Origin of the sequence: Citrobacter sp. Cf118 (genome assembly GCF_030334095.1) — a bacterium.
Classification (GTDB): domain Bacteria; phylum Pseudomonadota; class Gammaproteobacteria; order Enterobacterales; family Enterobacteriaceae; genus Citrobacter; species Citrobacter freundii.
The window spans coordinates 14,213-35,034 of sequence record NZ_JAOWES010000057.1; the positions used below are offsets into that span (position 1 = coordinate 14,213).

Consider the following 20,822-nt stretch of genomic DNA (forward strand, 5'->3'; position numbering starts at 1 on the left):
TAGTAGAGAGTATCAATTTTGCTCCTTAGCAACAACATCACTATGCAGTTCGGCAGTAAGCCGCTGTTTGAAAATATTTCCGTCAAATTTGGCGGCGGCAACCGTTACGGCCTGATTGGCGCGAACGGTAGCGGTAAATCCACTTTTATGAAAATTCTCGGCGGCGACCTCGAACCGACGCTGGGCAACGTTTCCCTCGATCCGAATGAACGCATCGGTAAGCTGCGTCAGGATCAATTCGCCTTTGAAGAATTCACCGTGCTTGACACCGTGATCATGGGTCACGCTGAACTGTGGGAAGTGAAGCAGGAGCGCGATCGCATTTACGCCCTGGCTGAGATGAGCGAAGAAGACGGCTATAAAGTTGCTGATCTCGAAGTTCAGTATGGCGAAATGGACGGCTACTCTGCGGAAGCGCGTGCGGGTGAACTGCTGCTGGGCGTAGGTATTCCGGTAGAACAGCATTACGGCCCGATGAGCGAAGTCGCGCCCGGCTGGAAGCTGCGTGTGCTTCTGGCGCAGGCGCTGTTCTCTAACCCGGACATTCTGCTGCTCGACGAACCAACGAACAACCTGGATATCGACACCATTCGCTGGCTGGAGCAGACGCTGAACGAGCGTGACAGCACCATGATCATCATTTCGCACGACCGTCACTTCCTGAACATGGTCTGTACACACATGGCGGATCTGGACTATGGCGAACTGCGTGTTTATCCGGGTAACTACGACGAATACATGACGGCGGCAACCCAGGCGCGTGAACGTCTGCTGGCCGATAACGCCAAGAAGAAAGCACAGATTGCCGATCTGCAATCCTTCGTCAGCCGCTTTAGCGCCAACGCGTCTAAATCTCGACAGGCGACCTCTCGTGCGCGTCAGATTGATAAGATCAAGCTCGACGAAGTGAAAGCGTCCAGCCGCCAGAACCCGTTCATCCGCTTCGAACAGGATAAGAAACTGTTCCGTAACGCGCTGGAAGTGGAAGCGCTGGCGAAAGGTTTTGATGAAGGTCCGCTGTTTAAAAACTTCAACCTGCTGCTGGAAGTAGGGGAGAAGGTTGCCATCATTGGTGCCAACGGCGTGGGTAAATCCACCATGCTGAAAACGTTGGTTGGCGATTTGCAGCCGGACAACGGTACCGTTAAGTGGTCTGAAAACGCCCAGGTGGGTTACTACGCGCAGGATCATGAATACGAGTTTGAAAACGATCTAACCGTCTTCGAATGGATGAGCCAGTGGAAACAAGAGGGCGATGATGAGCAGGTTGTGCGCAGCTTCCTTGGCCGTCTGCTGTTCAGCCAGGACGATATCAAGAAACCTGCAAAAGTGCTCTCCGGTGGTGAAAAAGGACGCATGCTTTTCGGTAAGCTGATGATGCAGAAACCGAATATCCTGGTCATGGATGAACCGACCAACCACCTGGATATGGAATCTATCGAGTCGCTGAACATGGCGCTGGAAATGTATCAGGGCACGTTGATCTTTGTTTCTCACGACCGTGAGTTCGTCAGTTCCCTGGCGACCCGCGTGATTGAGATTACGCCGGAACGCGTGATCGACTTCACCGGCAACTACGAAGATTACCTACGTAGTAAAGGTATTGACGGTTAATTTACCCGTCGTCTTTCGTGTTACAGGTGTGTTGGCTGCACCTGTTCACCCCGGTCACTTACTTATGTAAGCTCCCGGGGATTTACAGGCTGACCGCCTTCCTGTAACGCGAAATACTTAGGGAAAATTGTGTAAGCTACATATTAAATAATCCCCAGCGCGCGTTTACCGTGGATATTCAAATCCTCCAGCGTGAAGCGTCCTTCCCAGTTAGTTTCATAATCCTCTCGCGGGAAATCACCCGGCGATGCGCCTTTTTCCAGCGCAGCTTTCACTTTGTGGGCGTAGGCCAGATTTTTTTCGCACATCGGGGCGGCAGGGATATACATAACGTTACCCCAGCCCTGCTGATTTTCGACAGGCGCGACGGAGTGAATCACATCGCAATGCCACCACACGGAGTCTCCGGCGTCCAGTTGTGGAATGCTGGTTAACGCTTCAATCAGCAACGGATGCCATTGCGCAGAAATCGGCAGGACTCTGCCGGGCGCTACGCCGCAAAGCTCATCTTCCGGCACATCGCCAAGCAATGGGCGTAACAGCACATACGCCATCGCTTCAGGAATCGGAACCACGTGCAACAATCCCTGTCCTGGCAGCATATCGGACAACGCAGTCCAGCCCTGGAAGGTACGGAACACTGAACATTTGGTGGTGTTATCCACCGTGTACTCTTCTACTTCGGTGCGATGCGCAGCCTGCCACGGATCGTAATCTGCCAGCTTGCCATTGAAAACATGAGCAAATACCTGCTGATACGCAGGCAGCAGCCAGCGTTCCAGCGCGCCGGAATCCGTATGCGCGCCCAGCCCTTTGGAGGTGGTTCCCGGCGGACGGCGGCGTATACGGTCAGGGTAGATAACGCTGACATCTGGGTTAAACCATTGTTTACCTTCGCTTGAAAATGTCCAAAGACGATTGAGGAACGACTGGGCATTGGCCATTTCTTCACTTTGGCGGGCCTGCATCTGCGCCTGGGACCAGTAAATGGGGTAGATTTCAGGTCGCGATGCGCTCAGGGTGCCGAAGAAGTTATCGCCCGGCCCTTTGTAGACGTCATCAAAATGGTTGCGATCCAGGTAATCGAGCATCGACTGATCCCATGCCAGCGCCTGTTCGCGGGGGAAATGCCCTTTAATGACTGCGCATCCGCGACGCTTAATTTCTTCACGCTGCTCTGCACTCACGCGACCCGCTTTGATATCCGCATAGGACAACACAGGCCATACCGGGGAGCCTTGCGCTTTGAGAGCGTTGATTTCCGCCACGCGGGTGGCAATGGCATCGCTCAGCTGATTGAAGATCAACTGAACATCCCCAAGCTGTGCCCGCAGTTGCTGTTTCATCTGACGGATTGCCGCTTTGTGATCGGCGGGCAACGTGTCGCTGGTAAAAGTAAAAGCCATAATCACCTCGCATTAACTTTCATTCGAAACTAAATTTAATTACAAATGACAATATAAGTTAAAAATTAGTTAATGCAAGTTTAAAAACCTGCTGGTGTGAGCAAAATAGAAAAAGAGTGAAAACCGGGATGAGGGATACCCCGGTTGGCAGGATCAGGCGTTAAAAGGTGAAGTGTTATCCAGCACTGCCTGAATTACGTTCAGCGCGCCTTGATGGTTATTGTCATCGGTCTGATAGCGGGCAATCGCTTTGATGCTCTCTGCCGCATTGGCCATGGCGAAAGAGTAGTGCGCCATCTTCAGCATTTCCGCGTCATTGCCACTGTCGCCAATGGCGACCACGTTTTGCGGTGACAGGTTCCAGCGTTTTAGCAGACGGCTGATCCCGTTGGCTTTATGTAAGCCTGGAATGATCAGGTCGATAAACCCAAAGCCGCTGGTGACGGGCTTCATAATGCCGTCGAGAGCAGAATGAAGGTGATCGATAACCAGCGGGATCTGTTGGTCCGGTAAATTCAGCGAGAACTTGAACAGCACATCGTCGATATCCTGATAATCCTTGACGGGTTTCAGGCGGTGGTAGTGTTTTGACATCAAACCGACAAAGGACTCTGGGGCATTTTCGCTCACGTAGGCGCTTTGCAGTCCACAGGCCACAAAGTTGAGTTGCTTATCTTTGAGCAGTTCGCCAATGACAATGCGTGATTCGTGGCGCGTAAGCTCGCCGTGAAACAGCTGTTTGCCATGTTTAAACACCAGCGCCCCGTTCTCGGCGACAAAAGAGATCTCATCTTTGAGCTGCGGGAAAAAGGAGATCAACTGGTAATACTGGTTGCCGCTTGCCACGACAAATTCAATATCTCGTTTCTTCAGTTCCTGATACTGCGCCATAAAGCGTGCACGATCGTATTGCTTGGCGTCGTCGAGAAAAGTTCCGTCCATGTCGGTGACGATAACTTTGATGGTCATATATGCTCCTGGCTCATAACTGCGACCAGAAACATTTTAATAACAATGTGAGCTAAAGCACAAATTTAATTTCGAATGAAAGTAAAACGCCAGGTGGCAACTTCGCCTTACCCGGCTAAAGGGGGAGTATGTAAGCCCGGTAAGCGCAGCGCCACCGGGCGGGAGGGCTACAGCATATGTTCAGTGCGCGCGATGATATCGTCCTGTGCATCCGGTGAGAGAGCGGTGAAGAAGGCGGAATAACCTGCTACACGCACCACCAGGTCACGGTACTGATCCGGGTGTTTTTTGGCTTCCAGCAGCGTTTCACGAGAAACGATGTTGTACTGAATATGCCAACCTTTGTGCTCTTCAAAGAAGGTACGCAGCAGAATCATCAGCTTTTGTTTGTCAGACTCATTTTCCAGCGTGGCCGGGTTCAGCTTCTGATTTAACAGCACGCCACCGAGAATCGAACCGGTCGGCAGTTTACCCACCGAGCCAATTACCGCAGTTGGGCCGAGATGGTCCGTACCGGAAGCCGGGCTTGCGCCTTCTGCCAGTGGAGTGTGTGCTTTACGGCCATCCGGCGTTGCCATTGTTGCTGCGCCAAACGGCACGTTTGCAGAAATAGACGAGGTCCCGGCGTAGTAATTGCCGCCAACCGGACCACGCCCGTAACGCGGATTATGATACTGTTTCAGTTCATCGATATAAGTCTGATAAGTGCGGGCCAGCAGCGTATCAACGCTATCGTCATCGTTGCCATATTTCGGTGCGCCGTTGATTAGTCGTTGGCGTAACTGCTCATGGGTCAGACCGTCAAAATCATCGGCCAGCGCGGCGGCCAGTTGTTGTTGACCGATAGCGCCCTGTTCAAAGACCAGTTTCTTCACTGCTGCCAGGCTGTTGCCGAGGTTGGCGATACCCACCTGCAAACCTGATACCCAGTCATACTTCGCGCCGCCTTGCTTAATGCTTTTCGCGCGTTCGATACAGTCGTCTACCAGCGCGGAGCACAGAATATCGTGTACGTTCTCTTCCAGCATGGTGTCAACGACATACTCGATTTCAATGGATTTACGCGTGTAGTAGCGAATCTGTGTATCCCAGGCATCCATCACTTCATCGAAATTGTTGAAGTTGCCAGCTGAGAGCGCTTTTTCCTGCGGCAGGAAGACTTTGCCGCTGGTGGCATCGCGTCCGCCTTCCAGCGCCGCCAGCATCACGCGGGCAAAGTTAATAAAGCTCATGCCGGTGCAGCGGTAGCCCCATTTGCCGCCAACGGCGGTTTCGATGCAACCAATAGCTGCATAGTCATAGGCGTCTTGCGGTTCAATGCCCAGCTTAATGAATTCCGGAATGACGATTTCATCGTTGTTAAAGGCTGGCATCCCGAAGCCGCAGCGGATCACCTGCACGCAGGCATCAAGGAAGTCATTACTCATCCCCGCGTGATAACGCACGCTCAGGTTCGGCTGAGTAGAACGCAGGCGGCCACAGGACTCCAGAATGGCGTAGGAGAGCGGGTTGACGGCATCCATCGCCTGACCGCTGACCAGGTTCTGGCCACCTATGGTTACGTTCTGATACAGCGGGCTGCCCGCTGAGGCTTTCGAATGGGAGCCAGAACGGATTTTGTTCACTTCCAGCAGTTTCAGCCAGCAGCTGTGCAACAGCTCAATGGCGTGCTCACGATCGAGGCTCTGATTCAGTTCTACGTCACGACGGTAGAACGGGTACAGGTACTGATCCATACGGCCAAACGATACTGAGTGACCGTTAGATTCAATTTGCAGAATCAACTGGATGAAATAGCACAACTGCAACGCCTGCCAGAATGTTTTTGGTGGCTCATGGGCAATCACATCACAGTTTTCCGCCATGGTCAGCAGTTCATCACGACGGCTGGTGCGCGTTTCTGTGGATGCCATTTTACGCGCCAGCGCGGCAAAGCGCTCAATGTGTAAAGTGACGGCTTCCAGCACGATATCAATCGCTTTCAGGAACTGATCGCCGTGGAGATCGTCCAGACACGTCAGATTGATGCGGGAGCGACGTTCATCGACTTTGTGGCGCAGGCCGTCGAGACCTTTTTCCAGTAGTAGCGGGAAGTTCACCGCCAGGTGTGCGTCGCCGGAGGTCATATTACCTTCGGCTTTGATAATGCCGGTTTCCAGCAACCCTTTCTGCTCGTCAGTGAACATCCCGTAGCAGCGATCCTGCACGGTCTGACCACGCCACCACGGACACACCTCGTGTAATACGCGTTTATTCTCTTCGCTTACCGCAAAACCTGCGCCCGGTCTGTCGGCGAGGTCGTCGATCTCTTTTTCAATCCAGGAGACGGTGTATTCCGGGAAGATCGGCGCGGCGCGCACTTCGCTTGCCTGGTTACCGATAATCAGTTCGTCATGCTTGATCCAGATGGTGCGTTCCGCCAGATGATGGGCCAGCGCCAGCGCGCGGCGTACCGGGATCGGCTTATCCAGGTGTTGCTGATACATCTCGGTATAGTGCTGGGCGCGCTCGGTACAAACCGGCGGTTTCACGATATGGATCAGGGCTGTTTTATGCGCTTTGATACGATCGCTGAGTGTGTCCAGTTTCAGAGTGGTCATGGCGATTATCCTCGTAGGGTCGCGGTTAAACCTTTAAGGCTGGCATACTGCTGGGCAAATTCGAGCAGTGCAGGCGCATCAAGCGGTTTATCCGGTGCGTTGTAGGGTTGACTGAGTAAGTGGTATTTGTTGATACCAAGGGTGTGGTAGGGCAAAAAATGAATCTCCCCGACGTGAAGCTCGTCGGCAGCAAAATCGGTAATAGCCTGGATGGCGGCTTCGTCAGCGTTGAACCCCTGAATCAGCGGTACGCGGATAATCATTTTTTTACCAGCTGCGGCCAGTTTTTTTAGATTTTCCAGCACACGAGAGGCGCTGCCATCGGTCCACTGTTTAAACGGCGCATCCGCCACGTGTTTTAGATCGGCCAGAAACAGATCGACGTCAGATAATGATGGTTCAATATACTTCCACGGGACATGCAGGCAGGTTTCCACTGCGGTATGAATGTCGGCGTCGTGGCTGGCTTTGAGCAAAGAAGCCGCCAGCTCTGGTTGCATAAACGGTTCGCCACCGGACAGGGTTAGGCCCCCTCCGCTGCGATCGTAAAACGGTTTATCACGCAATACGGTCGCCATGATTTCGTCCACGCTTTTTACCTCTCCACAGACGGTTAGTGCCTGCGTTGGACAGCAGTGGGTCAGCGCCGTCAGATCGTCATCGGTCAGTTTTTCGCGATGAATCAGCAACCCGCTTAGTGCCCGCTCAATTACTGCGGGTGCTGCCTGAGCACAAAGATCGCAACCATCAAGGCACAGGCGTGCGTCATAGAGCAGATCCTGCGTACGGGCGCGACTTTCCGGATTCTGGCACCACCGACAGCCCAGGGAGCATCCCTTAAGGAACACCACAGTACGGATCCCGGGACCATCATGCGTGGAATAGCGCTGGATATTGAAAATCATAAGCGACCTCTTTTCTTTCGTATAAAGATTAAATTACTTTCGAATGAAAGTTATATTGACGTGCGTCAACTAACCGTGAGGTTTCGCCGTGCTACCTTTTATTCATGCTAATTATTCGTTTGAGGAAAGGTTATGGAACTCTATTTAGATACGTCTGACGTTGATGCGGTAAAAGCTCTGGCGCGCATTTTCCCGCTGGCAGGGGTGACCACTAACCCGAGTATTGTGGCGGCGGGGAATCAGACGCTGGAAGTACTACTGCCGCAACTGCAGGAAGCGATGGGAGGACAAGGCCGTCTGTTTGCTCAGGTGATGGCGACCACCGCCGAAGGGATGGTTAGCGATGCGCGTAAGCTGCGGGCAATCATTGCTGATATCGTGGTCAAAGTGCCGGTAACAGCAGAAGGTCTGGCGGCTATAAAATTGCTGAAAGAAGAAGGGATCCCGACGTTGGGTACTGCGGTATACGGTGCAGCTCAAGGGTTATTGGCTGCACTGGCAGGTGCGGAATATGTTGCGCCATACATTAACCGCGTGGATGCGCAAGGAGGGGATGGCATTCAGACGGTGACCGACCTGCAGACGTTACTGAAAATGCATGCCCCGCACGCCAAAGTACTGGCAGCCAGTTTTAAAACGCCGCGTCAGGCGCTGGATTGCCTGCTGGCAGGCTGCGAGTCCATCACGCTACCGCTGGACGTTGCTCAGCAGATGATTAGCTCCCCGGCAGTTGATGCTGCCGTCGCGAAGTTTGAGCACGACTGGCAGAGCGCATTCGGTCGCACGTCTATTTAAACGAGAGTGCCGGGATGTAGTCCCGGCATTATTGCGTACATGTTTCCGTCAAAATGAATGTGTTGCAGTTGTACGCTTTTATCTGCGAATCCCTCTCGTAAAACCGACAAAGTCGGCATGCGACCCGTCATCATGGCAGGTACAGTCGTGTCATCATGTTAATCAGGTGACGGACCGCCATGAAAAAATCACCCACATCCACGCCGCACGATGCGCTATTTAAAACGTTTTTAAAATACCCGGAAACGGCGCGCGATTTCATTGAAATCCATCTTCCCTCCACGCTACGAACGCTGTGCGATTTTTCGACATTAAAGCTGCAACCGACCAGTTTTATCGAGGATAACTTACGTGCATATTATTCCGATGTACTTTGGTCGATGAAAACCAGTGAAGGGCACGGCTATATTTATGTCGTAATCGAACATCAAAGCCGCCCGGATATTCATATGGCATTTCGCCTGATGCGTTATGCGATAGCGGCAATGCAAAGTCACCTCGACGCCGGGCATAATACGTTACCTTTAGTTGTGCCGATGCTGTTTTATCACGGAATCGATACACCTTATCCCTTCTCTCTATGCTGGCTGGATGAGTTTGATAATCCAACACTTGCACGTCAGCTCTACCTGTCAGCTTTTCCGCTGGTAGATATTACCGTTGTTCCAGATGAAGAAATTATGCAGCACCGACGCATTGCTCTTCTGGAACTGATTCAAAAGCATATTCGTCAGCGCGATTTGATGGGGTTGGTGGACAAGCTGGCCGCGCTGTTGGTTACCGGAAGCGCTAATGACAGCCAGCTAAAAGCGCTGTTTAATTACCTGCTAATCCAGCACGGTCACAAACCGCGCTTTGGACGATTTATGCGCAAGCTGGCGCAGCGGGTACCCGAACACAAGGAGAGTACAATGAATATTGTGGAAAAAATACGTAGGGCAGGACAGCGAAAGGGGATGCGGGAAGGCATGCAAAAAGGCTTGGTTGAAGGCCGCCGCGAGGAAGCGTTACGCATTGCTCATTCAATGTTGGACGATGGTCTCCCACGGGCGGTCATCGTGAGGATTACTGGGCTTTCTGAAGATGACGTTAAATCACTGACGTATTGAACGTATATTAATTCAGCCCCGGATAACAAACGCCGCCGGGGCTTTCGTTTATTGCCCGCAGACCTCGCACCCCGGATTACGCATCAGCTTCATTTCGCGAAACTGGCAGGTCATGGCATCGTACATGACGATTTTTCCGGATGCCGGTTTACCGTAGTTTGCCAGCAGCTTAATGGCTTCCATTGCCTGTAACGAGCCGATCACGCCGATCAGCGGGGCCATCACTCCGGCTTCTACGCAGGTCAGGGCGTTTTCACCGAACAGACGGCTCAGGCAACGGTAGCAGGGCTCGCCTTCCTGATACGTAAAGACGGTAATTTGCCCTTCCATGCGAATTGCTGCACCGGAAACCAGCGGAACTCTGGCGGCATAGCATCCGGCATTCAGCTGATTGCGGATGCTGACGTTATCCGTACAGTCCAGCACCAAATCGTGTTCGGCAATAAGCGCGTGAATCTCGCTATCGTCCAGCAGCGCATTCACCGGCGTAATGGCGATATAAGGGTTAATCCGCGTTAGCGCGTCACGGGCGGATATCACTTTTGGTTGCCCTACGGTTGCATCGCTGTGCAGCGTCTGGCGTTGGAGGTTTGACACGGATACCGTGTCAAAGTCGAGCAGGGTTAAATGCCCGACGCCAGCACCAGCAAGGTACTGGGTTGCAGCACATCCCAGTCCCCCCAGACCAACGACCAGTACCCGCGCATCTTTGAGCGCTTCCTGACCTTCGAAATCGAAGCCGCGCAGAATGATTTGCCGGTTATAGCGCATCATCTCCTGGTCGCTGAGTTCTGCCATTACAGGCCTCCAAACAGTGCGTTAAATGGCTCAACTTCAACCCATTCTCCGACCTCAACGTTACCGCGATCGCGCTCCAGCACAATAAAGCAGTTGCCCTGGCTAAAGGAGCTAAAAATATGTGAGCCCTGGTGCCCGGTGGTAGTGACTTCCAGTTCGCCTTCCGCGGTACGCTGCAATACACCACGCTGAAAATCCAGACGCCCTGGCGTTTTCTTCAGGCGTGAAGCGGTGCGTACGCGCTGGCGCGGAGGCAACCCACAGGCGGTGTTGCCGCTGAGTTTCGCCAGCAGCGGTTGTACCAGTTGATAAAAGGTGAGGGCAGCAGACACCGGGTTACCCGGCAGGCCGCAAAACCAGCTGTTGCTCAGTTTGCCAAAGGCGAACGGTTTACCGGGTTTGATGGCCAGCTTCCAGAAGGCAATTTCTCCCAGCTCTTCCAGAATGGTTTTGGTGTAATCCGCTTCGCCTACCGAAACGCCACCAGAGCTGATGACGACGTCGGCCTGGCTGTCGGCTTCGATAAATGCGGCCCGCAGCGCGTTGGGATCGTCGCGAATAATTCCTAAGTTGATCACCTCGCAGCCCAACTGCTGCAGCATCAGGTGAACGGTCAGACGGTTTGTGTCATAAATCTGCCCGTCACCCAGCGGCTGACCCGGCAATTGCAGCTCATCACCGGTGGAGAACAACGCCACGCGGACTTTACGCACAACGGGAACCTCGGCAATACCGAGCGAAGCGAGCACGGGAAGCTCGGCGGTTGTCAGACGAGTTCCTGTGGGGAATACCACCGCGCCGTTTGCAATATCTTCACCGCGCAAACGAATATTTTGTCCGCTGCGGACGTCGGCGGTAAAACGCACACCGTCGTCAGTTTGTTCCGTTTGCTCCTGCATTACCACGGCTTCACAACCGGCAGGCACCGGGGCTCCGGTCATAATACGGATGCAGGTTCCCGCAGGCCACTCGCCGTGGAATGGCTGTCCAGCAAAGGCTTTGCCAGCCACCGCAAGAGGCTGGTCTGATTGTAAATCGGCTAATCGCACCGCATAGCCATCCATTGCCGAGTTATCGAATCCCGGCACATCAATCGGGGAGACGACGTCGGTGGCCAGAATGCGGCCAAAGCATTGAACCAGCGGCAGCGTTTCGACGGCGGTGAGTGGGGTGATACGCGAAAGCATCTGAGAAAGAGCCGTTTCAAGCGGCATCAGTCCGGCGGTAAATTCCATGAGAAGACTCCTGCGGGGCAAAATCGAATCCGCTCATTATGTCAGAAAATGGACGCGGACAGTATGCTACCTCAGGCTTAGGATCAGATCTGATACAGGTTTTCTGCCAGAGATTAGCGCTACAGGAAAGATGCAGTATAGACTCATGATTTCTGCTTTTTCTCCAGGAGGCTAAATGTCTGCGACTATCCCGGATTCAATTCGACGACAGGTGAATGCCGCCAGTGCACTGATTGCGCGGATTATCGAGGGCGATCTGGTTGCTGTTCATTTGTATGGCTCTGCTGTTGAAGGTGGCTTAAAGCCCCAAAGCGATATCGATTTACTGGTTACCATTAGGCAGCCACTTAATACCCGGCAAAGAGATGAAGGCGCCTCCTGGCTTATACCGCAATTACCCGTTGAGTATGCTGACACGCTGCAAGCCGCGCGTGCAGAATACCTGGGGTTAACCAAAAAGAACTGGGCTGCGTCTATGCCGTCTGTTGAACGCTTTGTGTTTTATGCAAAAAAACAGATTGCCGATCGGCTTGAATAATATATTCAACGATGTTGGAAGATCCCCTTTCTGATTAACTCATCTAAATAACCTGATGGGATGGGGTGTGAGGTACGGGCCTTAACCTTTACATGACGTCTGCATCTTTCTATATTCAAAAATCGAATCAATAAGTCACAGAAATTCTGATATTTATAACCCCGGTACCTGCCACCTAATGGACGAATAAAATGGGTAAAGCAGTCATTGCAATTCACGGCGGCGCAGGGGCTATCACCCGTTCGCAGCTGAGCCAGGAGCAAGAGTTGCGTTATATACAGGCGCTGTCGGATATCGTTGAAACCGGCCAGCGGATGCTTGAAGACGGTCGTAGCGCACTGGATGTCGTTACCGAGGCCGTGCGCCTGCTGGAAGAGTGTCCATTGTTTAATGCCGGAATTGGCGCGGTGTATACCCATGATGAAACCCATGAACTTGATGCCTGCGTGATGGATGGTAACACGCTTAAGGCGGGAGCCGTCGCCGGGGTCAGCCATCTGCGAAACCCGATTCTCGCGGCACGCCTGGTAATGGAACACAGTCCACACGTCATGATGATAGGTGAAGGGGCTGAAAACTTTGCCATTGCGCAGGGTATGGAGCGCGTATCAGCGGATATTTTCTCGACGCCAGAACGCTACGCTCAACTTCTGGCGGCGCGAACAGCGGGTGAAACGGTGCTGGACCATAGCGCGAGCCCGCTGGATGAAAACAACAAAATGGGTACCGTGGGTGCGGTCGCGTTAGATATGTTTGGCAATCTGGCGGCAGCAACATCCACCGGTGGGATGACCAATAAATTACCGGGGCGGGTGGGTGACAGTCCGTTGGTTGGCGCAGGCTGTTATGCCAATAATGCAAGTGTGGCAGTCTCCTGCACCGGAACCGGAGAAGTCTTTATTCGTGCTTTGGCGGCCTATGACATTGCGGCGTTGATGGACTACGGCGGTCTGAGTTTATCCGAAGCGTGTGAACGCGTAGTGATGGAAAAATTACCGGCGCTTGGCGGCAGCGGCGGTTTAATTGCTATCGATCATGAGGGCAATGTCGCTTTGCCGTTTAACAGCGAAGGCATGTACCGCGCCTGGGGATACGCAGGTGATACGCCAACCACCGGTATTTATCGGGAAAAAGGAGATAGCGTTGCCACACAGTGATGAGCTTGATGCCAGCGATGTGCTGGCAGTCAGCAATCTGAATATTGCCTTTGAACAGGAGCAGCAGCGTGTCAGCGCAGTGCGCAATCTGTCATTTCGCCTGAAGCGTGGCGAAACGCTGGCGATAGTCGGTGAGTCTGGTTCTGGTAAGTCGGTGACCGCCTTGTCGCTGATGCGTCTGATTGAACAGTCCGGCGGCGAGGTGAGCTGCGATGAAATGCTCCTCCGACGCCGTAATCGACAGGTTATTGAGCTGGGTGAACAGAGCGCATCACAAATGCGTCACGTGCGCGGTGCGGATATCGCGATGATCTTCCAGGAGCCTATGACATCGCTTAATCCGGTGTTTACCGTGGGCGAGCAAATTGCCGAGTCTATCCGCTTGCACCAGGGGGCCAGTCACGAAGAGGCGATGGTAGAAGCGAAGCGAATGCTCGATCAGGTGCGTATCCCCGAGGCGAAGGCGATTTTATCGCGTTATCCACACCAGCTTTCCGGCGGTATGCGCCAGCGGGTGATGATCGCCATGGCACTGTCGTGTCGCCCTGCGGTTTTAATTGCTGATGAGCCGACAACCGCGCTGGATGTCACCATTCAGGCGCAGATCCTTCAACTGATAAAAGTGTTGCAGCAGGATATGTCGATGGGAGTGATCTTTATTACCCACGATATGGGCGTTGTGGCGGATATTGCCGACCGCGTGCTGGTGATGTATCAGGGCGAGGCGGTAGAAACCGGCAGCGTTGAGCAGATTTTTCACGCTCCCCAGCATCCTTATACTAAAGCGCTGCTGGCAGCCGTGCCGCAGCTTGGGGCAATGAACGGGCATGAACTTCCGCGCCGTTTCCCGCTTATTTCATTACACGATCCCAGTCATGTAGAGCCGCAGACCGAACAGAATACCGTGGTTGAAGGCGAGCCAATTTTGCAGGTACGTAACCTGGTGACGCGTTTTCCTCTGCGTAGCGGCATTCTAAATCGCGTAACTCGCGAGGTGCATGCAGTGGAAAACGTCAGCTTTGACCTGTGGCCGGGAGAAACGCTCTCGCTGGTGGGAGAGTCGGGCTGTGGGAAATCCACCACCGGGCGGGCGCTGTTGCGCCTGGTTGAGTCTCAGCGTGGGGAAATCATTTTCAACGGACAGCGTATTGATACCCTTGCTGCCAGCAAGTTGCAGCCGCTGCGTAGGGATATTCAGTTTATCTTCCAGGATCCGTATGCCTCGCTCGATCCTCGTCAGACGGTGGGATATTCCATTCTGGAGCCGCTACGGGTGCATGGGTTATTGCAGGGTGATGCGGGGTCAAAACGGGTTGCATGGCTGCTGGAACGCGTAGGATTGTTGCCTGAGCATGCCTGGCGCTATCCGCACGAGTTTTCCGGCGGTCAGCGTCAGCGTATCTGTATTGCACGGGCATTGGCACTCAATCCCAAAGTGATTATTGCCGATGAATCTGTCTCGGCGCTGGATGTTTCAATTCGCGGGCAAATCATCAACCTGATGCTCGACCTGCAGCGAGAATTGGGTATCGCATATCTGTTTATTTCTCACGATATGGCGGTGGTAGAACGGATCAGTCACCGTGTGGCGGTAATGTATCTCGGGCAAATCGTTGAGATTGGCCCCCGACGCGCGGTGTTTGAAAATCCGCAACATCCGTATACGCGCAAACTGATGGCGGCAGTACCGGTTGCCGATCCATCGCATCACCGACCACAGCGTGTGCTGTTGTCGGATGATATCCCCAGCAATATCCGCAAGCGCGGCGAAGAGATTTCCCCCGTGTCGTTACAGTTAGTTGGCCCGGGGCATTATGTTGCGCGTGGGCAACCAGAAAATGCGCTTTCGCGTTTATAACAGGCAGGCAGGGTTTAAGGAGAATAACATGACAAAAATTGTTGCTCGGAAATGGCTGGTTGCTGTGGGAGTGGCCTCTGCGCTGGCCGCATCGCCTGGCTGGGCCGCCAAAGACGTGGTGGTGGCGGTAGGATCCAATTTCACCACGCTTGACCCCTATGACGCGAATGACACGTTGTCGCAGGCGGTAGCGAAGTCGTTTTATCAGGGACTGTTTGGCCTTGATAAAGAGATGAAGCTGAAAAATGTGCTGGCAGAGAGCTATACGGTTTCTGATGACGGCCTGACTTACACTCTTAAGCTGCGTCAGGGTGTGAAATTTCAGGATGGCACCGACTTCAACGCCGATGCGGTTAAAGCCAACCTCGACCGCGCCAGCAATCCGGAAAACCGTCTGAAACGCTACAACCTGTATAAGAATATCGATAAAACCGAGGTTGTAGATCCGTCAACGGTGAAGATTACGCTGAAACAGCCGTTCTCTGCCTTTATCAATATTCTGGCGCATCCGGCAACGGCAATGATTTCTCCCGCCGCGCTGGAGAAATACGGTAAGGAGATCGGTTTCCACCCTGTGGGGACCGGGCCGTACCAGCTTGATACCTGGAATCAGACAGATTTTGTGAAGGTTAAGAAGTTCGCGGGTTACTGGCAGCAAGGGCTGCCAAAGCTGGATACGATTACCTGGCGTCCGGTGACTGACAACAACACGCGTGCGGCCATGCTGCAGACCGGGGAAGCGCAGTTTGCCTTCCCGATCCCTTACGAGCAGGCTGCGTTACTGGCGAAGAATAAAAACCTGGAACTGGTGGCCAGTCCGTCTATTATGCAGCGTTACATCAGCATGAACGTCACACAAAAACCGTTCGATAATCCGAAGGTGCGCGAGGCGTTGAATTATGCCATCAACCGTCAGGCGCTGGTGAAAGTGGCGTTTGCAGGTTATGCCACGCCAGCAACGGGCGTTCTTCCTCCGTCGATAGCCTATGCGCAAAGCTATACGCCATGGCCATACGACCCGGCGAAAGCGCGCGAACTGCTGAAAGAAGCAGGTTATCCGAACGGTTTTACCACCACGCTATGGTCTTCACATAATCACAGTACCGCGCAGAAAGTGCTGCAATTTACCCAGCAGCAGCTGGCGCAGGTGGGAGTTAAGGCTCAGGTAACAGCGATGGATGCCGGCCAGCGCGCGGCGGAAGTCGAGGGTAAAGCGCAGAAAGAGAGCGGGGTGCGGATGTTCTACACCGGCTGGTCTGCCTCTACGGGGGAAGCGGACTGGGCGCTGTCACCGCTGTTTGCATCACAAAACTGGCCGCCAACGCTGTTTAATACGGCGTTCTATAGCAATAAGCAGGTGGACAGTGATTTAGCGGCGGCCTTGCAAACTAACGATCCAGCGCAGAAAGCGAAGCTGTACAAGGATGCGCAGGATATTATCTGGAAAGAGTCGCCGTGGATCCCACTGGTAGTGGAAAAACTGATTTCGGCGCACAGCACCAGATTGACCGGATTCTGGATTATGCCGGACACCGGATTTAGCTTTGATGATGCGGATTTAAAATAAGCTATTCATTCGGCCCCGCTAACCAGGGGCCGGCGAAGGGAGCGTGATGCTTAACTATGTTTTCAAGTGCCTGCTGGGGTTGATCCCAACGCTATTGATTGTTGCGGTGCTGGTGTTTTTATTTGTTCACCTGCTACCCGGCGATCCGGCCCGGCTGATTGCCGGACCGGAAGCTGACGCCGAGGTGATTGAACTGGTACGCAAGCAGCTGGGTCTGGACCAACCGCTGCATATTCAGTTCTGGCATTACATGACCAACGTGTTGCAAGGCGATTTTGGCACGTCGATGGTTTCTCGTCGCCCGGTTTCCGAAGAGATAGCCAGCCGTTTTATGCCGTCGTTATGGCTGACAATTGCGAGTATGGCATGGGCTGTGTTATTTGGTATGACGGCGGGGATCATTGCAGCCGTATGGCGCAATCGCTGGCCGGACAGGTTGAGTATGACGCTGGCGGTCACCGGGATCTCGTTCCCGGCGTTTGCGCTTGGCATGCTGCTCATGCAGATATTCTCCGTTGAGCTTGGCTGGTTGCCAACCGTTGGCGCTGATACCTGGCTGCACTATATCCTCCCGTCTATTACTCTGGGCGCGGCGGTGGCTGCGGTGCTGGCCAGGTTTACCCGCGCCTCGTTCGTCGATGTGCTCAGCGAAGACTATATGCGTACCGCGCGGGCTAAAGGGGTGAGTGAGACTTGGGTGGTGTTAAAACATGGTCTGCGTAACGCGATGATCCCAGTGGTCACCATGATGGGGCTACAGTTTGGCTTTTTGCTTGGTGGATCAATCGTGGTTGAGAAGGTGTTCAACTGGCCTGGGCTTGGGCGACTGCTGGTGGACTCCGTCGAAATGCGCGACTATCCGGTGATTCAGGCCGAGGTACTGTTGTTTTCTCTGGAGTTTATTCTTATCAACTTAGTGGTGGATGTGCTTTACGCCGCCATTAATCCGGCTATCAGGTACAAGTAAGGATGCGATTTTTTAACTGGCGCCGACAGGCGATTTTGAATGCAATGCCCCTTGTTAAGCCAGAGCAGATACGCACACCGTGGCATGAGTTCTGGCGTCGTTTCCGTCGACAGCACATGGCGATGTTCGCTGGGCTGTTTGTATTGCTCCTGATCATGGTCGCGATTTTTGCCCGCTGGCTGACGCCATTTGATGCCGAAAATTACTTCGATTATGACCGTTTGAATGATGGGCCGTCGATGCTGCACTGGTTTGGTGTCGATTCTCTGGGACGAGATATCTTTAGCCGCGTGCTGGTTGGCGCGCAAATCTCGCTGGCGGCGGGGGTTTTTGCCGTGTTTATTGGCGCGGCGATTGGCACAGTGCTGGGGCTGCTGGCGGGATACTACGAAGGTTGGTGGGATCGGCTGATTATGCGTATCTGCGATGTGCTGTTCGCCTTTCCCGGCATTCTGCTGGCGATAGCCGTGGTCGCCGTGCTGGGCAGCGGCATTGCGAACGTGATTATCGCCGTGGCCATTTTCTCCATTCCTGCTTTCGCGCGCCTGGTGCGCGGAAATACACTGGTGCTGAAGCAACAGACGTTTATTGAGTCTGCGCGCAGTATTGGTGCCAGCGATACGACCATCATTTTTAACCATATCCTGCCGGGTACGGTTTCATCGATCGTGGTCTTTTTTACCATGCGAATTGGCACGTCGATCATCTCTGCCGCGAGCCTGTCATTTCTGGGATTAGGTGCACAGCCGCCGACGCCGGAGTGGGGGGCAATGCTTAATGAAGCGCGCGCTGACATGGTGATCGCGCCGCACGTGGCGATTTTCCCGGCGGTAGCGATATTTCTGACGGTGCTGGCGTTTAACTTACTGGGAGATGGTCTGCGCGACGCGCTGGACCCGAAGATAAAAGGATAAATCACAGGCCGGATAAGACGTAATGCCTTATCCGGCCTACGGTTGAGTTACGCTTAATTAAACGCGTGAACCCCACAGATCGTATTCATCTGCGTTTTCGACCTTCACGCGGATGATATCACCAGGTTTCACCTTGGTTTCACCATTCAGGTATACCGCGCCGTCGATTTCCGGAGCATCAGCCATGCTACGACCAATTGCGCCTTCTTCGTCAACTTCATCAACGATAACCAGAATCTCGCGGCCCACTTTCTCTTGCAAACGTTCAGCAGAGATCTGCTGTTGCAATTGCATAAAGCGGTTCCAGCGTTCTTCTTTCACCTCTTCCGGGATTTGATCCGGCAGGTCATTAGCGCCAGCGCCTTCTACCGGGCTGTATTTAAAGCAGCCCACGCGATCCAGACGTGCTTCCTTCAGGAAGTCGAGCAACATTTGGAAGTCTTCTTCCGTTTCACCCGGGAAACCAACAATGAAGGTGGAGCGCAGCGTCAGTTCAGGGCAGATTTCACGCCACTGTTTGATGCGCGCCAGCTGTCTGTCTACGGAGCCTGGGCGTTTCATCAGTTTAAGAATACGCGGGCTGGCATGCTGTAACGGGATGTCCAGATACGGCAGGATTTTCCCTTCTGCCATCAGCGGGATCACGTCATCAACGTGCGGGTAGGGGTAGACGTAATGCAGGCGCGTCCAGATCCCCAGTTTTGATAACTGCTCGCACAGATCAACCATGCTGGTTTTTACCGGCTCGCCGTTATGGAAACCGGTACGATGCTTCACATCCACACCGTAAGCGGAGGTATCCTGAGAGATTACCAGAATCTCTTTCACGCCCGCATCGACCAGACGCTTGGCTTCGCTGAGGACGTCGCCAATCGGACGGCTCACCAGATCGCCGCGCATGGATGGAATAATGCAGAACGTACAGCGGTGATTACAGCCTTCAGAAATCTTCAGATAGGCGTAATGGCGCGGAGTCAGCTTGACACCCTGCTCAGGAACCAGGCTCAGGAACGGATTATGCTTTGGTTTGGGTACGTAATGGTGAACGTGCTCCAGAACCTGCTCGTAGCTATGCGGCCCGGTGATTTCCAGCACCTTCGGGTGGACTTCACGGATCTGATCGACTTTCGCGCCCAGACAACCGGTGACGATCACCTTGCCGTTTTCGTTAAGCGCTTCGCCGATTGCTTCCAGGGATTCCTGAACCGCACTGTCGATAAAGCCGCAGGTATTAACGATAACCATATCCGCGTCGTCGTAGCTTGGCACGACATCATAGCCTTCGGTACGAAGTTCGGTCAGGATGCGCTCAGAATCGACGAGGTTTTTCGGGCACCCTAATGATATAAATCCAATCTTAGACATTATTTTGTACAATACATTGCTCGGGAAAACTCGGATTATACATCATGCCTAAACTTTACAGCTACATCCGTTGGTCAAGTGACCGACAAGACAAGGGAACGACAAAAGACCGCCAGTTATCGGCAGCGAGGACGTATGCTGAAGAGAAGGGGCTGGAGATGGTAGAAATCATTGAGCCAGGTGTAAGTGTAGTGGTTTACTGAATTTGGCCACCTGAACAGAGGTGATATGCTTACCTCAGAACATTACAGGTGCCTCAATGAAAAAAAGAAATTTCAGCGCAGAGTTTAAACGTGAATCCGCTCAACTGGTCCTTGATCAGAACTACACCGTTGCAGCTGCGGCCAGTGCTATGGATGTGGGTCTTTCTACCATGACGCGATGGGTAAAGCAGTTGCGGGATGAACGACAGGGCAAAATACCTAAAGCCTCCCCTATAACCCCGGAACAGATTGAAATACGTGAGCTGAAGAAAAAGCTACAACGCATTGAAATGGAAAACGACATATTAAAAAAGGCTACCGCGCTCTTGATGTCAGACTCCCTGAACAATTCTCGTTAATCGGGAAACTCAGAGCGCAGTATCCTGTGGTCACACTCTGCCACGTGTTCGGGGTTCATCGCAGTAGCTACAAATACTGGGAGAAAAGCGCCGAAAAGCCAGACGGCTGGCGAGCTGTGTTACGCAGCCAGGTTCGGGAGCTGCATAACATCAGCCATGGCTCTGCTGGCGCAAGAAGTATCGCCATTATGGCAACCCTGAGAGGCTTCAGAATGGGACGCTGGCTTGCTGGCAGGCTCATGAAAGAACTGGGGCTGGTGAGTTGTCAGCAGCCTACCCACCGGTATAAACGTGTTGGTCATGAACACATCGCTATCCCGAATCGCCTTGAGCGACAGTTCGCAGTGACAGAACCTAACCAGGTGTGGTGCGGCGATGTGACGTACAGTGTGCCCGGAGTTCAGGGCGGGCATGGATGCTTAAATGAACCGCGAGTCTGTCTGGAATATTGAACCGGTAACTC

At 53.3% G+C, this 20,822-nt stretch carries 16 protein-coding genes and 1 pseudogene; 10 read left to right on the forward strand and 7 right to left on the reverse strand.

What is annotated here, in order from left to right; genetic code table 11:
• Positions 1 to 18: 18 nt before the first annotated feature.
• Positions 19 to 1,614: an ABC-F family ATPase gene (locus OGX67_RS04160; RefSeq protein ID WP_200003555.1), complete on the forward strand. Its 1,596-nt coding sequence runs from the start codon at positions 19 to 21 to the stop codon at positions 1,612 to 1,614.
• A gap of 143 nt (positions 1,615 to 1,757) precedes the next feature.
• Here OGX67_RS04160 and OGX67_RS04165 read toward each other — a convergent pair whose 3' ends face one another.
• The 4 genes from OGX67_RS04165 to OGX67_RS04180 all read right to left on the reverse strand — a co-directional run bounded on the left by OGX67_RS04165 (position 1,758) and on the right by OGX67_RS04180 (position 7,494).
• On the reverse strand, positions 1,758 to 3,020 hold the full coding sequence (locus OGX67_RS04165; RefSeq protein WP_048219222.1) for a DUF1479 domain-containing protein: 1,263 nt from the start codon (positions 3,018 to 3,020) through the stop codon (positions 1,758 to 1,760).
• A gap of 153 nt (positions 3,021 to 3,173) precedes the next feature.
• On the reverse strand, positions 3,174 to 3,989 hold the full coding sequence (locus OGX67_RS04170; RefSeq protein WP_268043633.1) for a Cof-type HAD-IIB family hydrolase: 816 nt from the start codon (positions 3,987 to 3,989) through the stop codon (positions 3,174 to 3,176).
• A 167-nt stretch (positions 3,990 to 4,156) separates the two neighbouring features.
• Positions 4,157 to 6,589: a glycyl radical protein gene (locus OGX67_RS04175; RefSeq protein WP_257651710.1), complete on the reverse strand. Its 2,433-nt coding sequence runs from the start codon at positions 6,587 to 6,589 to the stop codon at positions 4,157 to 4,159.
• 5 nt (positions 6,590 to 6,594) lie between these two features.
• Positions 6,595 to 7,494: a glycyl-radical enzyme activating protein gene (locus OGX67_RS04180; RefSeq protein WP_257651709.1), complete on the reverse strand. Its 900-nt coding sequence runs from the start codon at positions 7,492 to 7,494 to the stop codon at positions 6,595 to 6,597.
• A 132-nt stretch (positions 7,495 to 7,626) separates the two neighbouring features.
• On the opposite strand from OGX67_RS04180, the gene fsa reads away from it, so the two are divergent.
• Together fsa and OGX67_RS04190 are read left to right on the forward strand one after the other, a co-directional pair.
• Positions 7,627 to 8,289 carry a fructose-6-phosphate aldolase gene (gene fsa, locus OGX67_RS04185; protein WP_032948908.1) on the forward strand — a complete coding sequence of 221 codons (663 nt, stop codon included), beginning with the start codon at positions 7,627 to 7,629 and terminating at the stop codon, positions 8,287 to 8,289.
• 179 nt (positions 8,290 to 8,468) lie between these two features.
• Positions 8,469 to 9,398, forward strand: a complete 930-nt coding sequence (locus OGX67_RS04190; RefSeq protein WP_071697258.1) for an Rpn family recombination-promoting nuclease/putative transposase — start codon at positions 8,469 to 8,471, stop codon at positions 9,396 to 9,398.
• Positions 9,399 to 9,446: 48 nt separating this feature from the next.
• Here OGX67_RS04190 and moeB read toward each other — a convergent pair whose 3' ends face one another.
• Together moeB and moeA are read right to left on the reverse strand one after the other, a co-directional pair.
• The gene (moeB, locus tag OGX67_RS04195; protein ID WP_054528217.1) at positions 9,447 to 10,196 is read right to left on the reverse strand and encodes a molybdopterin-synthase adenylyltransferase MoeB; all 750 of its coding nucleotides are present in this window, start codon (positions 10,194 to 10,196) and stop codon (positions 9,447 to 9,449) included.
• The gene (gene moeA / locus OGX67_RS04200; RefSeq protein ID WP_136397639.1) at positions 10,196 to 11,431 is read right to left on the reverse strand and encodes a molybdopterin molybdotransferase MoeA; all 1,236 of its coding nucleotides are present in this window, start codon (positions 11,429 to 11,431) and stop codon (positions 10,196 to 10,198) included. The genes moeB and moeA overlap by 1 nt, the downstream gene beginning before the upstream one ends.
• A 175-nt stretch (positions 11,432 to 11,606) precedes the next feature.
• On the opposite strand from moeA, the gene OGX67_RS04205 reads away from it, so the two are divergent.
• The 6 genes from OGX67_RS04205 (at position 11,607) to gsiD (ending at position 18,432) form a co-directional block, all read left to right on the forward strand.
• Complete coding sequence (locus OGX67_RS04205; RefSeq protein WP_032948914.1) at positions 11,607 to 11,969, forward strand: aminoglycoside adenylyltransferase domain-containing protein; 363 nt, start codon at positions 11,607 to 11,609, stop codon at positions 11,967 to 11,969.
• Between the two features lie 191 nt (positions 11,970 to 12,160).
• Positions 12,161 to 13,126, forward strand: coding sequence for a beta-aspartyl-peptidase (gene iaaA / locus OGX67_RS04210; RefSeq protein WP_257651708.1), 966 nt, complete (start codon positions 12,161 to 12,163; stop codon positions 13,124 to 13,126).
• Complete coding sequence (gene gsiA / locus OGX67_RS04215) at positions 13,113 to 14,984, forward strand: glutathione ABC transporter ATP-binding protein GsiA (protein WP_129622478.1); 1,872 nt, start codon at positions 13,113 to 13,115, stop codon at positions 14,982 to 14,984. Before iaaA ends, gsiA begins: the two co-directional genes overlap by 14 nt.
• A gap of 28 nt (positions 14,985 to 15,012) precedes the next feature.
• Positions 15,013 to 16,551, forward strand: coding sequence for a glutathione ABC transporter substrate-binding protein GsiB (gene gsiB / locus OGX67_RS04220; protein ID WP_003035297.1), 1,539 nt, complete (start codon positions 15,013 to 15,015; stop codon positions 16,549 to 16,551).
• 46 nt (positions 16,552 to 16,597) lie between these two features.
• On the forward strand, positions 16,598 to 17,518 hold the full coding sequence (gene gsiC, locus OGX67_RS04225) for a glutathione ABC transporter permease GsiC (RefSeq protein ID WP_286525986.1): 921 nt from the start codon (positions 16,598 to 16,600) through the stop codon (positions 17,516 to 17,518).
• A gap of 2 nt (positions 17,519 to 17,520) precedes the next feature.
• Complete coding sequence (gene gsiD, locus OGX67_RS04230; RefSeq protein WP_003035302.1) at positions 17,521 to 18,432, forward strand: glutathione ABC transporter permease GsiD; 912 nt, start codon at positions 17,521 to 17,523, stop codon at positions 18,430 to 18,432.
• Positions 18,433 to 18,489: 57 nt separating this feature from the next.
• Here gsiD and rimO read toward each other — a convergent pair whose 3' ends face one another.
• The gene (rimO, locus tag OGX67_RS04235) at positions 18,490 to 19,797 is read right to left on the reverse strand and encodes a 30S ribosomal protein S12 methylthiotransferase RimO (protein ID WP_110248931.1); all 1,308 of its coding nucleotides are present in this window, start codon (positions 19,795 to 19,797) and stop codon (positions 18,490 to 18,492) included.
• Positions 19,798 to 20,056: 259 nt separating this feature from the next.
• Here rimO and OGX67_RS04240 point away from each other — a divergent pair.
• A pseudogene (locus OGX67_RS04240) lies at positions 20,057 to 20,745 on the forward strand (IS3 family transposase); the annotation flags it as partial.
• Between the last annotated feature and the right edge of the window lie 77 nt (positions 20,746 to 20,822).

Coding starts and splice junctions, on each gene's coding strand:
- iaaA (WP_257651708.1), top strand. CDS start 12,161: ATGGGTAAAGCAGTCATTGCAATTCACGGCGGCGCAGGGGCTATCACC.
- gsiD (WP_003035302.1), top strand. CDS start 17,521: ATGCGATTTTTTAACTGGCGCCGACAGGCGATTTTGAATGCAATGCCC.
- OGX67_RS04165 (WP_048219222.1), bottom strand. CDS start 3,020: ATGGCTTTTACTTTTACCAGCGACACGTTGCCCGCCGATCACAAAGCG.
- gsiC (WP_286525986.1), top strand. CDS start 16,598: ATGCTTAACTATGTTTTCAAGTGCCTGCTGGGGTTGATCCCAACGCTA.
- gsiB (WP_003035297.1), top strand. CDS start 15,013: ATGACAAAAATTGTTGCTCGGAAATGGCTGGTTGCTGTGGGAGTGGCC.
- fsa (WP_032948908.1), top strand. CDS start 7,627: ATGGAACTCTATTTAGATACGTCTGACGTTGATGCGGTAAAAGCTCTG.
- rimO (WP_110248931.1), bottom strand. CDS start 19,797: ATGTCTAAGATTGGATTTATATCATTAGGGTGCCCGAAAAACCTCGTC.
- OGX67_RS04205 (WP_032948914.1), top strand. CDS start 11,607: ATGTCTGCGACTATCCCGGATTCAATTCGACGACAGGTGAATGCCGCC.
- moeA (WP_136397639.1), bottom strand. CDS start 11,431: ATGGAATTTACCGCCGGACTGATGCCGCTTGAAACGGCTCTTTCTCAG.
- OGX67_RS04180 (WP_257651709.1), bottom strand. CDS start 7,494: ATGATTTTCAATATCCAGCGCTATTCCACGCATGATGGTCCCGGGATC.
- OGX67_RS04175 (WP_257651710.1), bottom strand. CDS start 6,589: ATGACCACTCTGAAACTGGACACACTCAGCGATCGTATCAAAGCGCAT.
- OGX67_RS04190 (WP_071697258.1), top strand. CDS start 8,469: ATGAAAAAATCACCCACATCCACGCCGCACGATGCGCTATTTAAAACG.
- moeB (WP_054528217.1), bottom strand. CDS start 10,196: ATGGCAGAACTCAGCGACCAGGAGATGATGCGCTATAACCGGCAAATC.
- OGX67_RS04170 (WP_268043633.1), bottom strand. CDS start 3,989: ATGACCATCAAAGTTATCGTCACCGACATGGACGGAACTTTTCTCGAC.